Here is a 15158-nt window from a genome sequence, read left to right as displayed (position 1 = left end):
TGGACCCTACTGACCGATGCAACCACCCGGTGTGCCCGGGACGTCCTGTTCATCAACACGGCACGAACACGTGCACGCCGGACAGCCGGTCCTCACCGAATTCTCAAGCACCGGACAGTGCGGGCACAGTACGGAAGGGCAGGTTCACGGCATGAGCATCGTCGGTTGGATCATCCTCGGGCTTCTGGCCGGAGCCATTGCCAAGGTCCTGCTGCCCGGGCGCGACCCGGGCGGTTTCATCGGTACGACCCTCATCGGCATCGCGGGCGCGTTCATCGGCGGCTGGATCTCGGCCCGCTGGCTCGACCACCCGGTGTCCAAGCACTTCTACGACGGCGCGACCTGGGCCGCCGCGATCGGCGGCTCGCTGGTCCTGCTGATCGTCTACCGCATCCTGTTCGGCAACTCGCGCGACTGACTCGACGGAAAGGGCGGGCGCCGTCGGGTGCCCGCCCTTCCTGGCAGGGGAGTTCCCTGTCGGAGTCCTCTACCGGTAGTTCACGAACTGCAGCGCGAAGTCGAAGTCCTTGCCCTTCAGGAGTGCGATCACGGTCTGCAGGTCGTCGCGGCTCTTGGAGCTGACGCGCAGCTCGTCGCCCTGCACCTGCGCCTTCACGCCCTTCGGGCCCTCGTCGCGGATGATCTTCGCCACCTTCTTCGCGTTCTCCTGGGAGATGCCCTCCTCGATCGACGCGAAGATCTTGTACTCCTTGCCGGAGAGCTGGGGCTCGCCCGCGTCCAGCGCCTTCAGCGAGATGCCGCGCTTGATCAGCTTGGACTGGAAGACGTCGAGGATGGCCTTGACCCGATCCTCGGAGTTCGCCTCCATCAGGATCTTCTCGCCGGACCACGAGATGGAGGCGCCCACGCCCTTGAAGTCGTAGCGCTGCGAGATCTCCTTGGCGGCCTGGTTGAGGGCGTTGTCGACCTCCTGCCGCTCGACCTTCGAGACGATGTCGAAACTGGAGTCGGCCATGTCCTGTGGCTCCTTGTGTCCGGGGGTGTATCGGGTGCGTGTCGGCGTGCGCGGCGGCGGCCGCCGAGCCCGGCACGGGGCCGGACCGCATCCGCACCAGCCTAGCCACCCCGCGTCGTCGAGGGGCCGATCAACGGAGTGGCGAAGCACCCCTCCCCATCGGGTATTGTTTACGTCGTTGCCAGGGAGCACCGCCGAAAAGCGGTTCGACCGGCATCACCCCCGGCGGTGTGCCCGAGCGGCCAAAGGGAGCAGACTGTAAATCTGCCGGCTCAGCCTTCCCAGGTTCGAATCCTGGCGCCGCCACACGGGAACGAGGGGCCCGTGACCTGCGAATTGCAGGTCACGGGCCCCTCGTCGTGCTCATGGGCGATCAGTGGACTGTGCCGCAGGCGGGCCGAGGTCTTCGCGTTCGTCACGGTTCTTCCCGCAGGGCCTGGAACACGCGGCCGTACTCGCACGCCTCCCCGTGCAGCGGCGTGACCCGCTGGAATGCACAGTTTCGGACCCTCCGACGGTGGCGGTCAGTGCCAGTCGGTGTCGTGGGTGAGTCGGTTGTCGTGGGTGTCGTACTGGTCGACCGCGGTGATGGTCTGTCCGTTGGGGATGGGTGCGGCCCAGGCGCGGTAGGTGGTGCCGGGGAGGGTGACGGTGGTGGCTTTGACCTGGGTTCCGTCGGTGAGGGAGATCACGCCGTAGGCGACTTCGGCTTCGGGGTTGGAGACCATGAGGCGGCTTCCGCTGAGGCCTTTGTCGTGCAGGCCCCACAGTCCCATTTCGCCTGCGGCGCGGGGGTCGTGTGTGCCGGTGACGGGTTGGCAGTCGGCCCAGGGGCCGCCTTGGTGGTCGATGCGGACGCCGCCGATGTACATGCGCTGGCACAGCAGTGAGGTGCCCTGTGCTTTTGTTCCGTCGGGGTATGTGGGCAGGGTGTAGTCCTTGGGCAGTGTCCGGTGGAACTCCAGCGCCACCGACCAGCGGTGCCCGTCCATTCGGCCGCTGCCGATCACCTGCGTGACCACCGGCGGCTCCTGCCGGTGAGCGGAAGCAGACCGTTTGGCGACGCCGGAGGCCGGTGCGGACGCCGGGTGGACCGTCGGGCCCGACGCCGCTTCGCTCGCGGAGGCGCCGAACGAGACCCCTCCGAGCGCGGCGACTGCGACGGTCGCCATGACTGCCTTCCTGGCAAAGCTGAGAGCCACGGAGCATTTCTCCTTCAAAGCCGCCGCCCGGCACCACGCCGGGCGGTCCTCGACGGCCGGCACGCCGGGCCCGCGTGCCGACCTGCGGCGACCACCGGGAGCGGTGGCCGCCGCTTGGACGTCCGCCCATAGGTACTCCCAAACACTCACTGTGGGTTGCACGCCGCGCGACATCGCTTCGCGGCATCCCCGCTCGCTCGGGTCGGGGACATGTCAGGTGCCGGGGCCGGCCGGTGGAAGCAGGCTTTGCTCGTGTGGTGGCCGTCCGCCGCGATCGCGAAGGGGGCGCCGAAGGTGATCAGAACAGGAACAGGGGTCCCCTGTGCCGGGCCGACGCCCGGCATGGCGAGTTCTCCCAAGTGCGCGGCCGAGGCCTGTGATCTCCCTCGTCGCCCGAACGTCGTTGATCGCAGACGGGCTGTGAGTCCGGCCGGTACGCCGTTGCCCGCACGGGGGACACTGGCCGTATGTCATCCCGTCGCAGAACCTGCCCCGTGTGCCGCCGCGAAATCGCCGTCGTCGCGGGGCGCTTCGCGCGACATGATCCGCCCGGCGCGCGGCGCAGCGGGGAACTCGTCTCGTGTTCCGGGTCCCGGCGGCAAGCGGAACTCGGAGCCGCCCAGCCGTCGTTGGACGGGTACGAGCTGCCGGAATTCCCCGGGCAGCTGCCCCTGTTCTGAGTGCCGCCCACCCGCTCGGACCCGGATGTCAGGCAGTCGACTCAGTTGTCAGGCAGTCGACTCAGTTTCCCGCCACGGACTTCACCGCCACCGTCACCGGGGTCGACCCGCTGATCAGTTCCAGCGTCAGGCCCGCCGTCGCCGGAGTCTCCACGAGTTCCACCAGGACGGCCGCCACGTCGTCGCGGGGGACGGGGCCGCGGCCGGTGTGTGCCTCCAGGCGGACCAGGCCGGTACCGGAGTCGTCCGTCAGCGAACCGGGGCGCAGGATCGTCCAGTCCAGGGCGTCCAGGCCACGGACGTAGGCGTCGGCCTCGCCCTTGGCGCGCAGGTACACGTCGAAGACCTCGTCGCCCTGGTGGGCCGGATCCGCGCCCATGGAGGAGACGACCACGAACCGGCGTACGCCCGCCCGCACGGCAGCGTCCGCGAACAGCACGGCGGCCCCCTTGTCCACCGTCTCCTTGCGGGCCGTGCCGCTGCCCGGGCCGGCGCCCGCCGCGAAGACCGCCGCGTCCGCGCCGTGCAGATACGCCGCGACCTCCTCCACCGACGCCGACTCCAGATCGAGCAGAACCGGTTCGGCGCCGACCTCCCGCAGGTCGTTGCCCTGTTCGGCCTTGCGGATGATGCCCGCTACCTCGTATCCGCGCACGGCGAGCAGCCGCTCCAGCCGCAGCGCGATCTGACCATGGCCCCCAGCGATGACAATGCGCATGTTTCCGACCGTACGCCCGAAGGGACGCATCCGCCGCACGACTTCGGCTCCGCCCCACCGGCGGCCACCGGTGGCTCCCGGCCGCCGGTTTCAGGACAGCTCGCCCCGGCCCTGCCGCGGCAGCCCCAGTTCCGCCGCCGCGGCCGAGTTGCAGTACTCGCGCACCGCGCTGGTGCGTGCCACCACACGCCCCCGGTGCACCACGATGCGGCTGTACGCCAGGGACAGCGCCGCGGCGAGCTGGTCGCCGCGCACGGCGAGCAGCTCGGCGGGGAAACCGGCCTCGACGCGCACTTCGGGCAGGCCGAGCACCGCGCGGGCGGAGGCGCTGACCGTGTCGTAGGCGTCCTCGGGGCGCAGGCCGTGCCGGGAGGCCAGCAGGTAGGCCGCTTCCAGGGGGTCACCGCGCCCCACCGGGTTGGACACGTCCCGCAGCGCGCCGCTGCCGGCCGCTACCCGGACCCCGGCCGCGCGCAGCAGCCGTACCGGAGCCGTGCCGAGTCCCTCGACGCTCCCGCAGCCGCCCTGGGGCAGGCAGACGACGGTCACGCCGGCCGCGGCCAGCCGGTCGGCGATGCGTGCGGCCGCCTCGGTGGGCAGCCGGGCCAGCCCGGCGCACGGTCCGAGCGTCACGCCGGGGCGCAGGCCGCCCGCCATGGCCGCGAGCCGGGACAGACGGGCCGGGTCGGCGGCGTCCGTGTGCAGGTCGACGGGGCAGCCGTGCTCGGAGGCGATCTCCAGCACCGCCTCCACGTAGCCGGTCGGGTCAGGGTCCAGATCCGGACATCCGCCCACCACGGAGGCGCCCATCTTCATCGCGTCCCGCAGCACCGCCAGCCCGTCCGCCCCCGCCACCCCGGTCAGCACGCGCGGCACGGCCACGGCCGACAGCTCCACCAGCCCGCGCAACGAGCGCCGCGCCCGCAGCACGGCGGTCAGCGCGCCCAGACCCTGGACGTCGCCCACGCGCACGTGCGCCCGCAGCGCCGTCGCCCCGTGGCCGAGCTGCAGCAGGGCGGCCTCGGTGGCCCGGCGCTGGACGTCGTCGGGTGTGTACGAGACCGGGCCTTGGCTCTCGGCCGACAGGGCCGTGTCGCCGTGGGCGTGCGGCTCGGCCGGGGCCGGGAGCAACAGGTACCCGGCGAGGTCCACGCGCGCGAAGCCGGCCCGGGCCGGTCCCGGCGCGAGGCTGCCGGCCGTACCGACCGCCTCGATGCGTCCGCCGCCCAGCCGTACGTCCACGGTCCGGCCGTCGGTCAGCCGTGCCCCGCACAGCAGGAGGGGCGCGGCGTCGGGCTGCCCCGGCGAGCCCGGGGAGCGGGACGACGGGTCCGACGACGAGGAAGGCGGCTGCGGCTGGCTCTCGGGCATCGCGCTCCAGGGTTCGGGGCTGCGTGAACGGGGGGCATGATCACGCAGAGTGAGTCGAGCCTAGGGCGGTGAGTCGAGCCCGGCGGGGAGGAGCGCAATAGTCGTACCGGCGTGGTCCCGCGCGGGCGGTGCTGGTCGCGGGGCACACGGGAGGGGCCGAGGGGGCCGGGAGAGCCCTGCCGGACCGGGGCGGGTCGGTCGCCCGCAATGGATTTGGGTGAACGGCAGCCGAGCGTGTAATGTCTTCATCGCTCGCCCCAATAGCTCAGTCGGCAGAGCGTCTCCATGGTAAGGAGAAGGTCTACGGTTCGATTCCGTATTGGGGCTCTGATGGGAGAGGTTCCCGCCGTGAGGCGGGATCCGATCGCATCGCAGCGGTGTAGCTCAGTCGGTAGAGCAAGCGGCTCATAATCGCTGTGTCACCGGTTCAAGTCCGGTCACCGCTACACACAGTAGCCGATTGCGGGGTCGGTCCTTCAGTCGGCTACTCTTTCTTGCGTTGAATAACCTACCCGTTCGTCAAGGAGCACTCACGTGGCTGCCACCGACGTCCGCCCGAAGATCACGCTGGCCTGCGTGGAGTGCAAGGAGCGGAACTACATCACCAAGAAGAACCGGCGTAACAACCCGGACCGTCTTGAGATGAAGAAGCACTGCCCGCGTTGCAATGCGCACACCGCGCACCGCGAGACGCGATAAATCAGGCTCGTACGTGAGGCCGTCCCCGAGTATCGGGGGCGGCCTCACGTCGTTGAACGACCCGTACCGGTCAGTAGAGCAAGCAGGAGGTGCCGAGCCCATGGCGCTCGACCAGTCCTTCGTGGGGCGGACCTACCCGCCCACCGAGCCCTATGAGGTGGGCCGGGAGAAGATCCGCGAGTTCGCCGAGGCGGTGGGGGACACCAACCCGGCGTACACGGACGCGGAGGCCGCCAAGGCGCTCGGCCACCCCGACGTGATCGCCCCGCCGACCTTCGTCTTCGCGATCAGCTTCAAGGCCGCGGGGCAGGTCATCGAGGACCCGCAGCTCGGTCTCGACTACAGCCGGGTCGTGCACGGCGACCAGAAGTTCGTCTACACCCGCCCCGTGCGCGCCGGTGACCGGCTCACGGTCACCTCGACGATCGAGGGGATCAAGTCCCTCGCGGGCAACGACATCCTGGACATCCGCGGCGAGGTCCACGACGAGGCGGGCGAGCACGTCGTGACCGCCTGGACCAAGCTCGTGGCCCGTGCGGCGGACACGGAGGCGTGAGGAAGCGATGACGGCGAAGATCGCGTACGAGGACGTCGAGGTCGGCACCGAACTGCCGGCGCAGACCTTCCCTGTGACCCGTGCCACCCTCGTGCGGTACGCGGGTGCCTCCGGGGACTTCAACCCGATCCACTGGAACGAGCGGTTCGCCAAGGAGGTGGGTCTGCCGGACGTCATCGCGCACGGCATGTTCACCATGGCCGAGGCGATCCGCGTGGTCACCGACTGGACCGGGGACCCGGCCGCCGTCGTCGAGTACGGCGTCCGCTTCACCAAGCCCGTCGTCGTCCCCGACGACGACGACGGCGCCACGATCGAGGTCAGCGCCAAGGTGGCGGCCAAGCTCGACGACAACACCGTCCGCGTCGACCTGACGGCTACCAGCGCAGGGCAGAAGGTACTCGGCATGTCCCGGGCGGTCGTACGACTCGCCTGAGGGCCCGGCCGGAGGACGGACGGCAGACGTAAGGGGCACCCGCACTGGTCGGGTGCCCCTTACTTGTGGGGTGCTCGCCCGTGGGGTGCTTGCCTGTGAGGTCCCTGCTTGCTCGGGTCCTCCTTACGCGTCGGACGTCCCGCCCCCGCCGAACAGTGCCCCGGCGACGTGCAGACCGGCCGCCGTGAGCAGGGCGCCCGGCAGTGACCGCTCGGCCATCGGGCCCGCGGCCGCCGCGCCCAGGGCGAAGCCGGCGATCTTCAGGCTGGCGCCGGTGGTGAAGACCTGGCCGCGCAACCGCTCCGGCGCCTCCCGGTGCCGCACCGTGAAAAGCGCGGTGAGCTGTGGCCCCTCCCCGGCGCCGGAGAGCACCACCGTGACGGCCAGCAGCGCCGGGCGGCCGATCGCGGCCAGGGCGAGAGCGGCGGCCTGCAGCAGCGCGCCGACCCGGACCACCGCGTCCGGAGGAAGTCGGCGTCCGGGGGAGCGGGCGAGGGCGGCGTTCGCGGCGAGGGACGCGACGGCGATCCCGGAGAGCAGCAACGCGCCGCGCCCGGCTCCCCCGAAGAACCGCGCCCCGAGTAACGGCGTACAGGTGATCAGCACGCCCTGTGCCGCGCAGGAAGCGACCGACGTGAGCGTGGCCCCGGCCAGGGACGGGCTGCGCCCGATGCACTGCAGACCGGCGGCGAGGTCGGCCAACACCGTGCTTCGGTGCGGTACCCGTGCCGGGTGGCCGGTGCAGCGGCCGTCCGTCACGGCGTCCCGCCGCAGAACCCGCCCCGCCGCCGGTCGCCGCCCCGGCAGTGTCCAGGCGACCGGCAGTGCCGCCCCGATGAGTGTCACCGACAGCAGCACCGCGGCCGGGGCCCCCAGCAGCTCCGCCGTGGTGCCGGCGAGGGCGGGGCCGGTGAGGCTCGCGGCGCCGAAGGTCATGGCGTCGAGGGCGGTGGCGCGTGCCAGCCCGTCCGGCGGGGCGACGCGGGGCAGTTGGGCGGTCCAGCCGCCCGAAAGGGCGGGCCCGAACAGGCCGGTGCCGACGGCGATCACGACGAGGAGGGCGTAGGGCAGGCGCCCCAGTGCCGAGAGGACCAGCAGCAGTCCGGCCGCGTGCAGGGCCGATGCGACCGCCAGCAGCCGGCCCGGTCGCGTCGACCGGTCGAGGAACACCCCGAGCACGGGGCCGCCCACCGCCGCCGCGGCCGTCACGGCCGCGAGCAGCGACGACGCCTGGGTGGCCGGTCCGGCGGCGGCGAGTCCGGCCAGAAGCAGCGCCGGGCCGGACATCTCGTCGCCGGTGCGGGCGGCCGTCGCTCCCGCCAGGTAGACGCTCGTGTAACGCTTTTTCATCCGGCCGACGTTACGTAAGCAACGCAAAAGTGCTCAATATGCGTTACGTTTCCGGCATGCCGCCCCACGCCTCCGACTGGTCCACCCGGCACTCCGTGCTGACCAACGCCCGCCGCGCCGCCGCCCTGGTCAACGCCCTGACCGGCGACCCGGACCCTGATCCGGAGGCGGTCGCCGCCGTACTGCGCGAGTACGGCGAGACCGAACACCCGCACCTGACCGCCCAGGACGTCCGGTGTATGCGGGCGGCCGCGATGCTGCTCCGCGAGGTGTTCGCCGCCGATCACGTGGACACGGCCGCCGCCACCCTCAACCGCCTTCTCCAGGAGTGCGCCCGGCCGCTGCGGCTGACCTCGCACAGGGGTGGCGCGCCATGGCATCCGCATCTCGACCGCGACGACGACGCCCCCTGGGGCGAGTGGCTCCTCGCCTCCTCCTGTCTGGCGCTCGCCGTCCTCGTGTGGGATCACCAGCGCCCACCTGGCCGGGTCTGCGCCTCGCCCGCCTGCGGGAACGTCTTCATCACACAGGGGCAGGGGCCCGAGCGCCGGTACTGCTCCCGGCGCTGCGCGACCCGTGAACGGGTCGCGGCCCACCGTCGTTCACGGCCGGGTGCACAGACCCCTTGACGTAGTTAGTGATTGAGTACTAACTTATGGGCATGGTCAGGATGAGCGCAGACGAGAGGCGTGAGAGCGTCATCCGCGCGGCGATGAGCGAGTTCGCGCGGGGCGGCTATCACGGGACGTCCACCGAGGCGATCGCCAAGCGGGTCGGTGTCTCGCAGCCGTATCTCTTCCGGCTCTTCCCGGGCAAGAAGGCGATCTTCCTCGCGGCGGCCGAGCGGTGCATGGAGGAGACCATCCGTGCCTTCGAGGAGGCCGCCGACGGGCTGAAGGGCGAAGAGGCCCTGCATGCCATGGCGACCGCGTACATCCAGGTCATCGAGGAACGGCCCGAGCGGCTGATGATGCAGATGCAGATGTACGTCGCGGTCGCGGCGGCCGAGGAGGAGGGTGACACCGCCTTCGGCGAGTCCGTGCGGGCCGACTGGATGCGTCTTTGGGACGTCGTGCACCTGCCGCTCGGCGCGGACGTGAACGAGACGACCACCTTCATGGCGTACGGGATGCTGGTCAACTGCCTGGTGGCCATGGGTTTTCCTCCCGGGCACCGGGTGTGGGAAGGGCTGTACCCGTCGGCGCGCGTCACGGGCCGGCCGGAGAAGTAGCGCGGGTCGAGGGGGTGGCGTCGCCGCCGCATGGCCGCCAAAGTTAGTCAGTAATAACTAAGTAGCGAACCGTCAGCACTCCCAGGGGGAGAGATGTCAGAGCAGAGCACACGTCGCGGGGGAGCCGTCTGGGCCCTCGTCATCACCAGCGTCGCCGGATTCATGGCGGCCCTGGACAACCTCGTCGTCACCACCGCGCTGCCCTCGATCCGCAAGGACCTGGGAGGCGCTCTGGACGACCTGGAATGGACCGTGAGCGCCTACACGCTCACCTTCGCCGTCCTGCTGATGTTCGGAGCGGCCCTCGGCGACCGCTTCGGCCGCCGACGGCTCTTCCTCGCCGGGCTCACCGTCTTCACCGGAGCCTCCGCGGCCGCCGCCATGGCGCCCGGCATCGGTTCCCTCATCGCCGCCCGTGCGGTCCAGGGCGCCGGCGCGGCCGTGATGATGCCGCTCACCCTGACCCTGCTGACCGCGGCCGTGCCCGCCGCCAAACGCGGGATGGCGTACGGCATCTGGGGCGCCGTCAACGGCCTCGCGGTCGCCTCCGGGCCGCTGATCGGCGGCAGTCTCACCGAACACATCTCCTGGCACTGGATCTTCTGGCTGAACGTGCCGCTGGGCGTCGCCCTGCTGCCGCTCGCCCGTCTGCGCCTGGCCGAGTCCCACGGCGCCGGTGCCCGGCTCGACGTCCCCGGCACCCTGCTCGCCAGCGGCGGCCTCTTCGGGGTCGTCTACGGCCTGGTCCGCGGACCCGCCGACGGCTGGACCGACTCCGTCGTCCTCACCGGTCTGCTCGTCGGCACCGCGCTGCTGGCCGGGTTCGTGCTGCACGGCTCCCGGGCCGAGAACCCCATGCTCCCGATGCGGCTCTTCCGCTCCCGCGCCTTCGCCGGCATCAACGCCGCAAGCCTGCTGATGTTCCTCGGCATGTTCGGCTCGATCTTCCTGCTCAGCCAGTACATGCAGGGCGTGCTCGGTTACTCGCCCACCGAGGCCGGTCTGCGGATGCTGCCCTGGACCGGGATGCCGATGCTCGTCGCACCGATCGCCGGAATCCTCTCCGACCGCATCGGCGGCCGCCCGGTCGTGGCCGCCGGGCTGTTCCTCCAGGCAGTCGGGCTGGGCTTCCTGGCCGCCGTGGACACGGTCGACGTCTCCTACGCCGCGCAGCTGCCCGGCCTCATCGTCAGCGGCATCGGCATGGCCCTGTACTTCGCCCCGGCCGCCAACCTGGTGATGTCCAGCGTCCGCCCGCAGGAACAGGGCATCGCCTCCGGAGCCAACAACGCACTGCGCGAGGTCGGCGGCGCCCTCGGCGTCGCGGTCATGTCCTCGATCTTCTCGGCACAGGGCGGCTACGAGTCCGCACGGAACTTCGTCGACGGACTGCGGCCCGCCCTCGTGACCGGCGCCGCGGTGGTCGCCCTCGCGGCGGTCGCGGCCCTGGTGATCCCCGGGAGGCGCAGCGCCTCCCGCACCGCGGAGGCGACCGGTGACCAGACCGGCGAGCAGCCCGCCGACCAGACCGGCGAGCAGCCCGCCGACCAGGCCGGCGAGCCGGCCCTGCAGCCCGCCGCCCACTGACCGCCCACCGCCACCGCCCACGGCACGCGCGCGTACGGCCCCGTCCAGCCGACGGGGCCGTACGCGCGCGTGGCGGTCCGCCACGGGCTCGCCCGGGGCGAGCGGGCAGGGCTGTCGGTGCCGTCTCGTAGTCTTGAGCGCGTGCAGGAACTCCACGACGCCCCCCTCGCCCCGCTGACCACCTTCCGGCTGGGCGGCCCAGCGGCCCGCCTGGTCACCGCCACCACCGACGCCGAGGTGATCGACACCGTCCGCGAGGCCGACGCCACCGGCACCCCGCTGCTGGTCATCGGAGGCGGCTCGAACCTGGTCATCGGCGACAAGGGCTTCGACGGCACGGCCCTGCGCATCGGCACCACCGGCTTCGAACTGCGCGACAGCACGCTGGAGCTGGCCGCGGGCGAGGTGTGGACCGACGCCGTGGCCCGCACCGTGGAGGCCGGGCTCGCGGGCATCGAGTGCCTGGCCGGGATCCCGGGCTCGGCGGGCGCGACACCGATCCAGAACGTCGGCGCCTACGGCCAGGAGGTCTCCTCGGTCATCACCGAGGTGACCGCCTACGACCGCCGGGCCCACGAGACGGTCACGCTGACCAACGAGGAGTGCGCCTTCTCCTACCGCCACAGCCGCTTCAAGGCCGACCCCGAGCGCTACGTGGTGCTGCGCGTCCGCTTCCGGCTGCAGGACGCCGACGGACTGTCGGCGCCGATCAGGTACGCCGAGGCGGCCCGTGCGCTCGGCGTCGAGCCCGGCGAGCGGGTGCCGCTCGCCGCCGCCCGCGAGACCGTCCTGAAGCTGCGCGCCGGGAAGGGCATGGTCCTGGACCCCGACGACCACGACACCTGGTCGGCCGGATCGTTCTTCACCAACCCGATCCTCGAGGACGCCCGGTTCGAGGCCTTCCGCGCGCGCGTACGGGAGCGGCTCGGCGACGGCGTGGAGCCGCCGGCCTACCCCGCGGGGGAGGGCCGCACCAAGACCTCGGCCGCCTGGCTGATCGACAAGGCGGGCTTCACCAAGGGGTACGGCACCGGGCCCGCCCGGATCTCCACCAAGCACACCCTCGCCCTCACCAACCGGGGCGGCGCCACCACCGAGGACCTGCTGGCCCTCGCCCGCGAGGTCGTCGCCGGAGTCCGCGAGGCCTTCGGCATCACGTTGGTCAACGAGCCGGTGACAGTGGGCGTGAACCTGTAGGCAAGCCCCCCGGGGCCGCTTCATCGCGCTGTCAGTACGCCACCCCCACCCCCTGCCTCACCGTCCCCGGATCCTCGATCATCCGCAGCATCGCGTGGGCCACGTCCGCCCGCGCGATGAAGCGGCCCCGGGGCGGGAAACCGCCGACGACCGTCCGGTACGAACCGGTGAGGGGCTTGTCCCGCAGCCGTGGCGGCCGTACGGACGTCCAGTCCGTGCTACTGCGGGCCAGCTCGTCCTCCGTATCCCGCAGGTCGGCGTAGACGTCCTTCAGCAACGCCGACACGATCCTGCGCACACCCCTGTCGAGGAAGCCGTCACCCTCCGGCTCGGGCCCGACGGGACCCGCGCTCACCACGAGCACTCGCCGCACGCCCTCGGCCCCCATGGCCCGCAGGACCGTACGTGTCAGCCGGGCCGCGACCCCGGCGTCCTTGCGGCTCCGCGGGCCCAGGGCCGACAGGCGGCGGGATGGGGACCGCGCCAGAAAGGTGTCGCCGAGGGCCACTCGGTGCTGATGTCCGGGCTTCCGGTGCCGGCGCAGCCGCCCGGCGGCGGGCATCCAGTGGAGGTGCTGATCTGCTACAAGAGGGATCCTCACCACGACCGGTTCAGGCGGCCGGGCCGGCCAGCCAGTCGTCCACCCCGGCCAGCAGCCGGGCCTTGACGTCCTCCGGCGCAGCCGAACCCCGGACCGACTGCCGGGCCAGTTCCGCCAGTTCGGCGTCCGTGAAGCCGTGGTGCCGGCGGGCGATCTCGTACTGGGCGGCCAGCCGCGAGCCGAAGAGCAGCGGGTCGTCGGCGCCCAGCGCCATCGGGACCCCGGCCTCGAAGAGCGTGCGCAGCGGAACGTCCTCCGGTTTCTCGTACACACCCAACGCTACGTTCGACGCCGGGCACACCTCGCAGGTCACGCCCCGGTCGGCGAGCCGCTTCAGCAGCCGCGGGTCCTCCGCCGCGCGCACGCCGTGACCGATCCGGCTCGCGTGCAGGTCGTCCAGGCAGTCCCGGACCGAGGACGGACCGGTCAGCTCGCCGCCGTGCGGGGCCGACAGCAGACCGCCGTCCCTGGCGATGGCGAAGGCGCGGTCGAAGTCACGTGCCATGCCCCGGCGCTCGTCGTTCGACAGTCCGAAACCGACCACGCCCCGCTCGGCGTACCGCACCGCCAGCCGGGCCAGGGTGCGCGCGTCCAGGGGGTGCTTCATCCGGTTGGCCGCCACCAGCACCCGCATGCCGACGCCGGTGTCCCGCGACGCGGTGTCCACCGCGTCGAGGATGATCTCCAGCGTCGGGATCAGCCCGCCCAGCCGGGGCGCGTACGAGGTCGGGTCCACCTGGATCTCCAGCCAGCCGGAGCCGTCCGCGCGGTCCTCCTCGGCAGCTTCCCGCACCAGCCGCTGGATGTCCTCCGGCTGTCTGAGGCAGGAGCGCGCCGCGTCGTAGAGCCGCTGGAAGCGGAACCAGCCCCGCTCGTCCGTCGCCCGCAGCTTCGGTGGCTCCCCGCTGGTCAGTGCGTCGGTCAGCGCGTCGGGCAGGCGCACGCCGTACTTGTCGGCCAGTTCCAGCAGGGTGGTGGGCCGCATCGACCCGGTGAAGTGCAGGTGCAGATGGGCTTTCGGCAGCTCAGAGACATCACGTACACACGGGGGGTTCGGGGGGTTCCCCCCTGAAGAGCTCAGCATTGGAGGATCCTGCCGTACGTCTCCGGCGTCCCGGTAGCGGATTCCCCGAACGTGGTCTTGCTCGCACAAATGAAGGAGGACGGAGGGTAGTGGAACTACTACCCTCCGTCCTCCTCTGGCGGGGACGTCAGTCCTGCGCCTCCGCCAGCAGCTTCTGGATCCGGCTCACGCCCTCGACCAGGTCCTCGTCGCCGAGCGCGTACGACAGCCGCAGGTAACCAGGGGTGCCGAAGGCCTCGCCCGGGACGACCGCGACCTCGGCCTCCTCCAGGATGAGCGCGGCCAGCTCCACCGTGTTCTGCGGGCGCTTGCCGCGGATCTCCTTGCCGAGCAGGGCCTTCACCGACGGGTACGCGTAGAAGGCGCCCTCCGGCTCCGGGCACAGGACGCCGTCGATCTCGTTGAGCATCCGCACGATGGTCCTGCGGCGGCGGTCGAAGGCCTCGCGCATCCTCTCGACGGCCGACAGGTCGCCGGAGACGGCGGCCAGGGCCGCGACCTGGGCCACGTTGGACACGTTCGACGTGGCGTGCGACTGCAGGTTCGTCGCGGCCTTCACGACGTCCTTCGGGCCGATGATCCAGCCCACGCGCCAGCCCGTCATCGCGTACGTCTTCGCGACACCGTTGACCACGATGCACTTGTCCCGCAGTTCGGGCAGGACCGCGGGCAGCGAGGTGAACTTCGCGTCGCCGTAGACGAGGTGCTCGTAGATCTCGTCCGTCAGCACCCACAGGCCGTGCTCGACGGCCCAGCGGCCGATCGCCTCGGCGTCCTCGGCGCTGTAGACCGCGCCGGTCGGGTTCGAGGGGGAGACGAAGAGCACGACCTTCGTCTTCTCCGTGCGGGCCGCCTCGAGCTGGTCCACGCTCACCCGGTAGCCGGTCGTCTCGTCCGCGACGACCTCCACCGGGACACCGCCGGCCAGCCGGATCGACTCCGGGTACGTCGTCCAGTAGGGCGCCGGCACGATGACCTCGTCGCCGGGGTCGAGGATCGCGGCGAAGGCCTCGTAGATGGCCTGCTTGCCACCGTTGGTGACGAGGATCTCGGAGACGTCCGGCTCGTAGCCGGAGTCGCGCAGCGTCTTCGCGGCGATCGCGGCCTTCAGCTCGGGCAGGCCGCCGGCCGGGGTGTACCGGTGGTACTTGGGGTTCTTGCAGGCCTCGACGGCCGCCTCGACGATGTAGTCGGGAGTCGGGAAGTCGGGCTCGCCCGCGCCGAAGCCGATCACCGGACGCCCGGCGGCCTTGAGGGCCTTGGCCTTGGCGTCCACGGCGAGGGTGGCGGACTCGGAGATCGCGCCGATTCGGGCGGAGACCCGGCGCTCGGTGGGAGGGGTTGCAGCGCTCATGGGCCCCATGCTTCCAGACCGGAAACCTGCACGGCACGCCGGTTTCACCCACTGAACAGCATCGGGCCGAGTCGTGAACAAGGGTCCGAATTCCCCCCGCGGCCAGGACGATCTTC

Annotated in this window: 17 protein-coding genes and 3 tRNA genes; 12 read left to right on the top strand and 8 right to left on the bottom strand. The window is 71.6% G+C overall.

Annotated elements, in window-relative coordinates; translation table 11 throughout:
* Window positions 1-151: 151 nt before the first annotated feature.
* Window positions 152-418 carry a GlsB/YeaQ/YmgE family stress response membrane protein gene (locus ACWC21_RS12255; RefSeq protein ID WP_388798409.1) on the top strand — a complete coding sequence of 89 codons (267 nt, stop codon included), beginning with the start codon at window positions 152-154 and terminating at the stop codon, window positions 416-418.
* Between the two features lie 69 nt (window positions 419-487).
* Here the strand turns inward: ACWC21_RS12255 and ACWC21_RS12250 are convergent, their stop codons facing one another.
* Window positions 488-976 (bottom strand): YajQ family cyclic di-GMP-binding protein, encoded by a 489-nt coding sequence (locus ACWC21_RS12250; protein WP_152778272.1) that lies wholly within the window; start codon window positions 974-976, stop codon window positions 488-490.
* 224 nt (window positions 977-1200) lie between these two features.
* Between ACWC21_RS12250 and ACWC21_RS12245 the strand changes: the two genes are divergently transcribed.
* Window positions 1201-1282: transfer RNA gene (locus tag ACWC21_RS12245), tRNA-Tyr, on the top strand.
* A gap of 218 nt (window positions 1283-1500) precedes the next feature.
* Here ACWC21_RS12245 and ACWC21_RS12240 read toward each other — a convergent pair.
* Window positions 1501-2148, bottom strand: a complete 648-nt coding sequence (locus ACWC21_RS12240) for a hypothetical protein (protein WP_450880762.1) — start codon at window positions 2146-2148, stop codon at window positions 1501-1503.
* Between the two features lie 497 nt (window positions 2149-2645).
* Here ACWC21_RS12240 and ACWC21_RS12235 point away from each other — a divergent pair, with 497 nt between their 5' ends.
* A complete protein-coding gene (locus ACWC21_RS12235) occupies window positions 2646-2858 on the top strand; it encodes a hypothetical protein (protein WP_450880760.1) in 213 nt (70 codons plus the stop codon).
* Window positions 2859-2919: 61 nt separating this feature from the next.
* Here ACWC21_RS12235 and ACWC21_RS12230 read toward each other — a convergent pair whose 3' ends face one another.
* Both ACWC21_RS12230 and ACWC21_RS12225 read right to left on the bottom strand, forming a co-directional pair.
* On the bottom strand, window positions 2920-3576 hold the full coding sequence (locus ACWC21_RS12230) for an SDR family oxidoreductase (protein ID WP_450880758.1): 657 nt from the start codon (window positions 3574-3576) through the stop codon (window positions 2920-2922).
* A gap of 90 nt (window positions 3577-3666) precedes the next feature.
* The gene (locus ACWC21_RS12225) at window positions 3667-4947 is read right to left on the bottom strand and encodes an amidohydrolase family protein (RefSeq protein WP_450880756.1); all 1281 of its coding nucleotides are present in this window, start codon (window positions 4945-4947) and stop codon (window positions 3667-3669) included.
* A 254-nt stretch (window positions 4948-5201) separates the two neighbouring features.
* Between ACWC21_RS12225 and ACWC21_RS12220 the strand changes: the two genes are divergently transcribed.
* From ACWC21_RS12220 to ACWC21_RS12200, 5 genes are all read left to right on the top strand, one after another.
* A tRNA-Thr gene (locus ACWC21_RS12220) sits at window positions 5202-5274 on the top strand.
* 46 nt (window positions 5275-5320) lie between these two features.
* Window positions 5321-5393 (top strand) — tRNA-Met (locus ACWC21_RS12215).
* A gap of 88 nt (window positions 5394-5481) precedes the next feature.
* Complete coding sequence (gene rpmG, locus ACWC21_RS12210; protein WP_003948671.1) at window positions 5482-5646, top strand: 50S ribosomal protein L33; 165 nt, start codon at window positions 5482-5484, stop codon at window positions 5644-5646.
* A gap of 100 nt (window positions 5647-5746) precedes the next feature.
* On the top strand, window positions 5747-6202 hold the full coding sequence (locus ACWC21_RS12205; protein WP_450880754.1) for an FAS1-like dehydratase domain-containing protein: 456 nt from the start codon (window positions 5747-5749) through the stop codon (window positions 6200-6202).
* A 7-nt stretch (window positions 6203-6209) separates the two neighbouring features.
* Window positions 6210-6638 carry a MaoC family dehydratase gene (locus ACWC21_RS12200; protein ID WP_450880752.1) on the top strand — a complete coding sequence of 143 codons (429 nt, stop codon included), beginning with the start codon at window positions 6210-6212 and terminating at the stop codon, window positions 6636-6638.
* A 123-nt stretch (window positions 6639-6761) separates the two neighbouring features.
* Here ACWC21_RS12200 and ACWC21_RS12195 read toward each other — a convergent pair whose 3' ends face one another.
* On the bottom strand, window positions 6762-7988 hold the full coding sequence (locus ACWC21_RS12195) for an MFS transporter (RefSeq protein ID WP_450880750.1): 1227 nt from the start codon (window positions 7986-7988) through the stop codon (window positions 6762-6764).
* A 56-nt stretch (window positions 7989-8044) separates the two neighbouring features.
* Between ACWC21_RS12195 and ACWC21_RS12190 the strand changes: the two genes are divergently transcribed.
* The 4 genes from ACWC21_RS12190 (at window position 8045) to ACWC21_RS12175 (ending at window position 12003) form a co-directional block, all read left to right on the top strand.
* Window positions 8045-8617: a CGNR zinc finger domain-containing protein gene (locus ACWC21_RS12190; protein ID WP_450880748.1), complete on the top strand. Its 573-nt coding sequence runs from the start codon at window positions 8045-8047 to the stop codon at window positions 8615-8617.
* Window positions 8618-8649: 32 nt separating this feature from the next.
* The gene (locus ACWC21_RS12185) at window positions 8650-9219 is read left to right on the top strand and encodes a TetR/AcrR family transcriptional regulator (RefSeq protein ID WP_450880746.1); all 570 of its coding nucleotides are present in this window, start codon (window positions 8650-8652) and stop codon (window positions 9217-9219) included.
* Between the two features lie 93 nt (window positions 9220-9312).
* Window positions 9313-10806 (top strand): DHA2 family efflux MFS transporter permease subunit, encoded by a 1494-nt coding sequence (locus tag ACWC21_RS12180; RefSeq protein WP_450880744.1) that lies wholly within the window; start codon window positions 9313-9315, stop codon window positions 10804-10806.
* Window positions 10807-10947: 141 nt separating this feature from the next.
* Complete coding sequence (locus ACWC21_RS12175; protein ID WP_450880742.1) at window positions 10948-12003, top strand: UDP-N-acetylmuramate dehydrogenase; 1056 nt, start codon at window positions 10948-10950, stop codon at window positions 12001-12003.
* Between the two features lie 31 nt (window positions 12004-12034).
* Here the strand turns inward: ACWC21_RS12175 and ACWC21_RS12170 are convergent, their stop codons facing one another.
* The 3 genes from ACWC21_RS12170 to ACWC21_RS12160 all read right to left on the bottom strand — a co-directional run bounded on the left by ACWC21_RS12170 (window position 12035) and on the right by ACWC21_RS12160 (window position 15042).
* Entirely contained in the window at window positions 12035-12565 is a 531-nt protein-coding gene (locus ACWC21_RS12170) for an NAD(P)-dependent oxidoreductase (RefSeq protein ID WP_450880740.1), read from the bottom strand.
* Between the two features lie 49 nt (window positions 12566-12614).
* Complete coding sequence (locus ACWC21_RS12165; RefSeq protein WP_450880738.1) at window positions 12615-13688, bottom strand: adenosine deaminase; 1074 nt, start codon at window positions 13686-13688, stop codon at window positions 12615-12617.
* Window positions 13689-13815: 127 nt separating this feature from the next.
* On the bottom strand, window positions 13816-15042 hold the full coding sequence (locus ACWC21_RS12160) for a pyridoxal phosphate-dependent aminotransferase (RefSeq protein ID WP_450880736.1): 1227 nt from the start codon (window positions 15040-15042) through the stop codon (window positions 13816-13818).
* Window positions 15043-15158: the final 116 nt, after the last annotated feature.

The organism is Streptomyces sp. NPDC001348, from assembly GCF_053597535.1.
Note: the sequence above shows the minus strand (reverse complement) of the source record. Positions and strands in the feature narration are given on the sequence as shown.

Coding starts and splice junctions, on each gene's coding strand:
- ACWC21_RS12255 (WP_388798409.1), top strand. CDS start 152: ATGAGCATCGTCGGTTGGATCATCCTCGGGCTTCTGGCCGGAGCCATT.
- ACWC21_RS12250 (WP_152778272.1), bottom strand. CDS start 976: ATGGCCGACTCCAGTTTCGACATCGTCTCGAAGGTCGAGCGGCAGGAG.
- ACWC21_RS12240 (WP_450880762.1), bottom strand. CDS start 2,148: ATGGCGACCGTCGCAGTCGCCGCGCTCGGAGGGGTCTCGTTCGGCGCC.
- ACWC21_RS12235 (WP_450880760.1), top strand. CDS start 2,646: ATGTCATCCCGTCGCAGAACCTGCCCCGTGTGCCGCCGCGAAATCGCC.
- ACWC21_RS12230 (WP_450880758.1), bottom strand. CDS start 3,576: ATGCGCATTGTCATCGCTGGGGGCCATGGTCAGATCGCGCTGCGGCTG.
- ACWC21_RS12225 (WP_450880756.1), bottom strand. CDS start 4,947: ATGCCCGAGAGCCAGCCGCAGCCGCCTTCCTCGTCGTCGGACCCGTCG.
- ACWC21_RS12205 (WP_450880754.1), top strand. CDS start 5,747: ATGGCGCTCGACCAGTCCTTCGTGGGGCGGACCTACCCGCCCACCGAG.
- ACWC21_RS12200 (WP_450880752.1), top strand. CDS start 6,210: ATGACGGCGAAGATCGCGTACGAGGACGTCGAGGTCGGCACCGAACTG.
- ACWC21_RS12195 (WP_450880750.1), bottom strand. CDS start 7,988: ATGAAAAAGCGTTACACGAGCGTCTACCTGGCGGGAGCGACGGCCGCC.
- ACWC21_RS12190 (WP_450880748.1), top strand. CDS start 8,045: ATGCCGCCCCACGCCTCCGACTGGTCCACCCGGCACTCCGTGCTGACC.
- ACWC21_RS12185 (WP_450880746.1), top strand. CDS start 8,650: ATGGTCAGGATGAGCGCAGACGAGAGGCGTGAGAGCGTCATCCGCGCG.
- ACWC21_RS12180 (WP_450880744.1), top strand. CDS start 9,313: ATGTCAGAGCAGAGCACACGTCGCGGGGGAGCCGTCTGGGCCCTCGTC.
- ACWC21_RS12170 (WP_450880740.1), bottom strand. CDS start 12,565: ATGCCCGCCGCCGGGCGGCTGCGCCGGCACCGGAAGCCCGGACATCAG.
- ACWC21_RS12165 (WP_450880738.1), bottom strand. CDS start 13,688: ATGCTGAGCTCTTCAGGGGGGAACCCCCCGAACCCCCCGTGTGTACGT.
- ACWC21_RS12160 (WP_450880736.1), bottom strand. CDS start 15,042: ATGAGCGCTGCAACCCCTCCCACCGAGCGCCGGGTCTCCGCCCGAATC.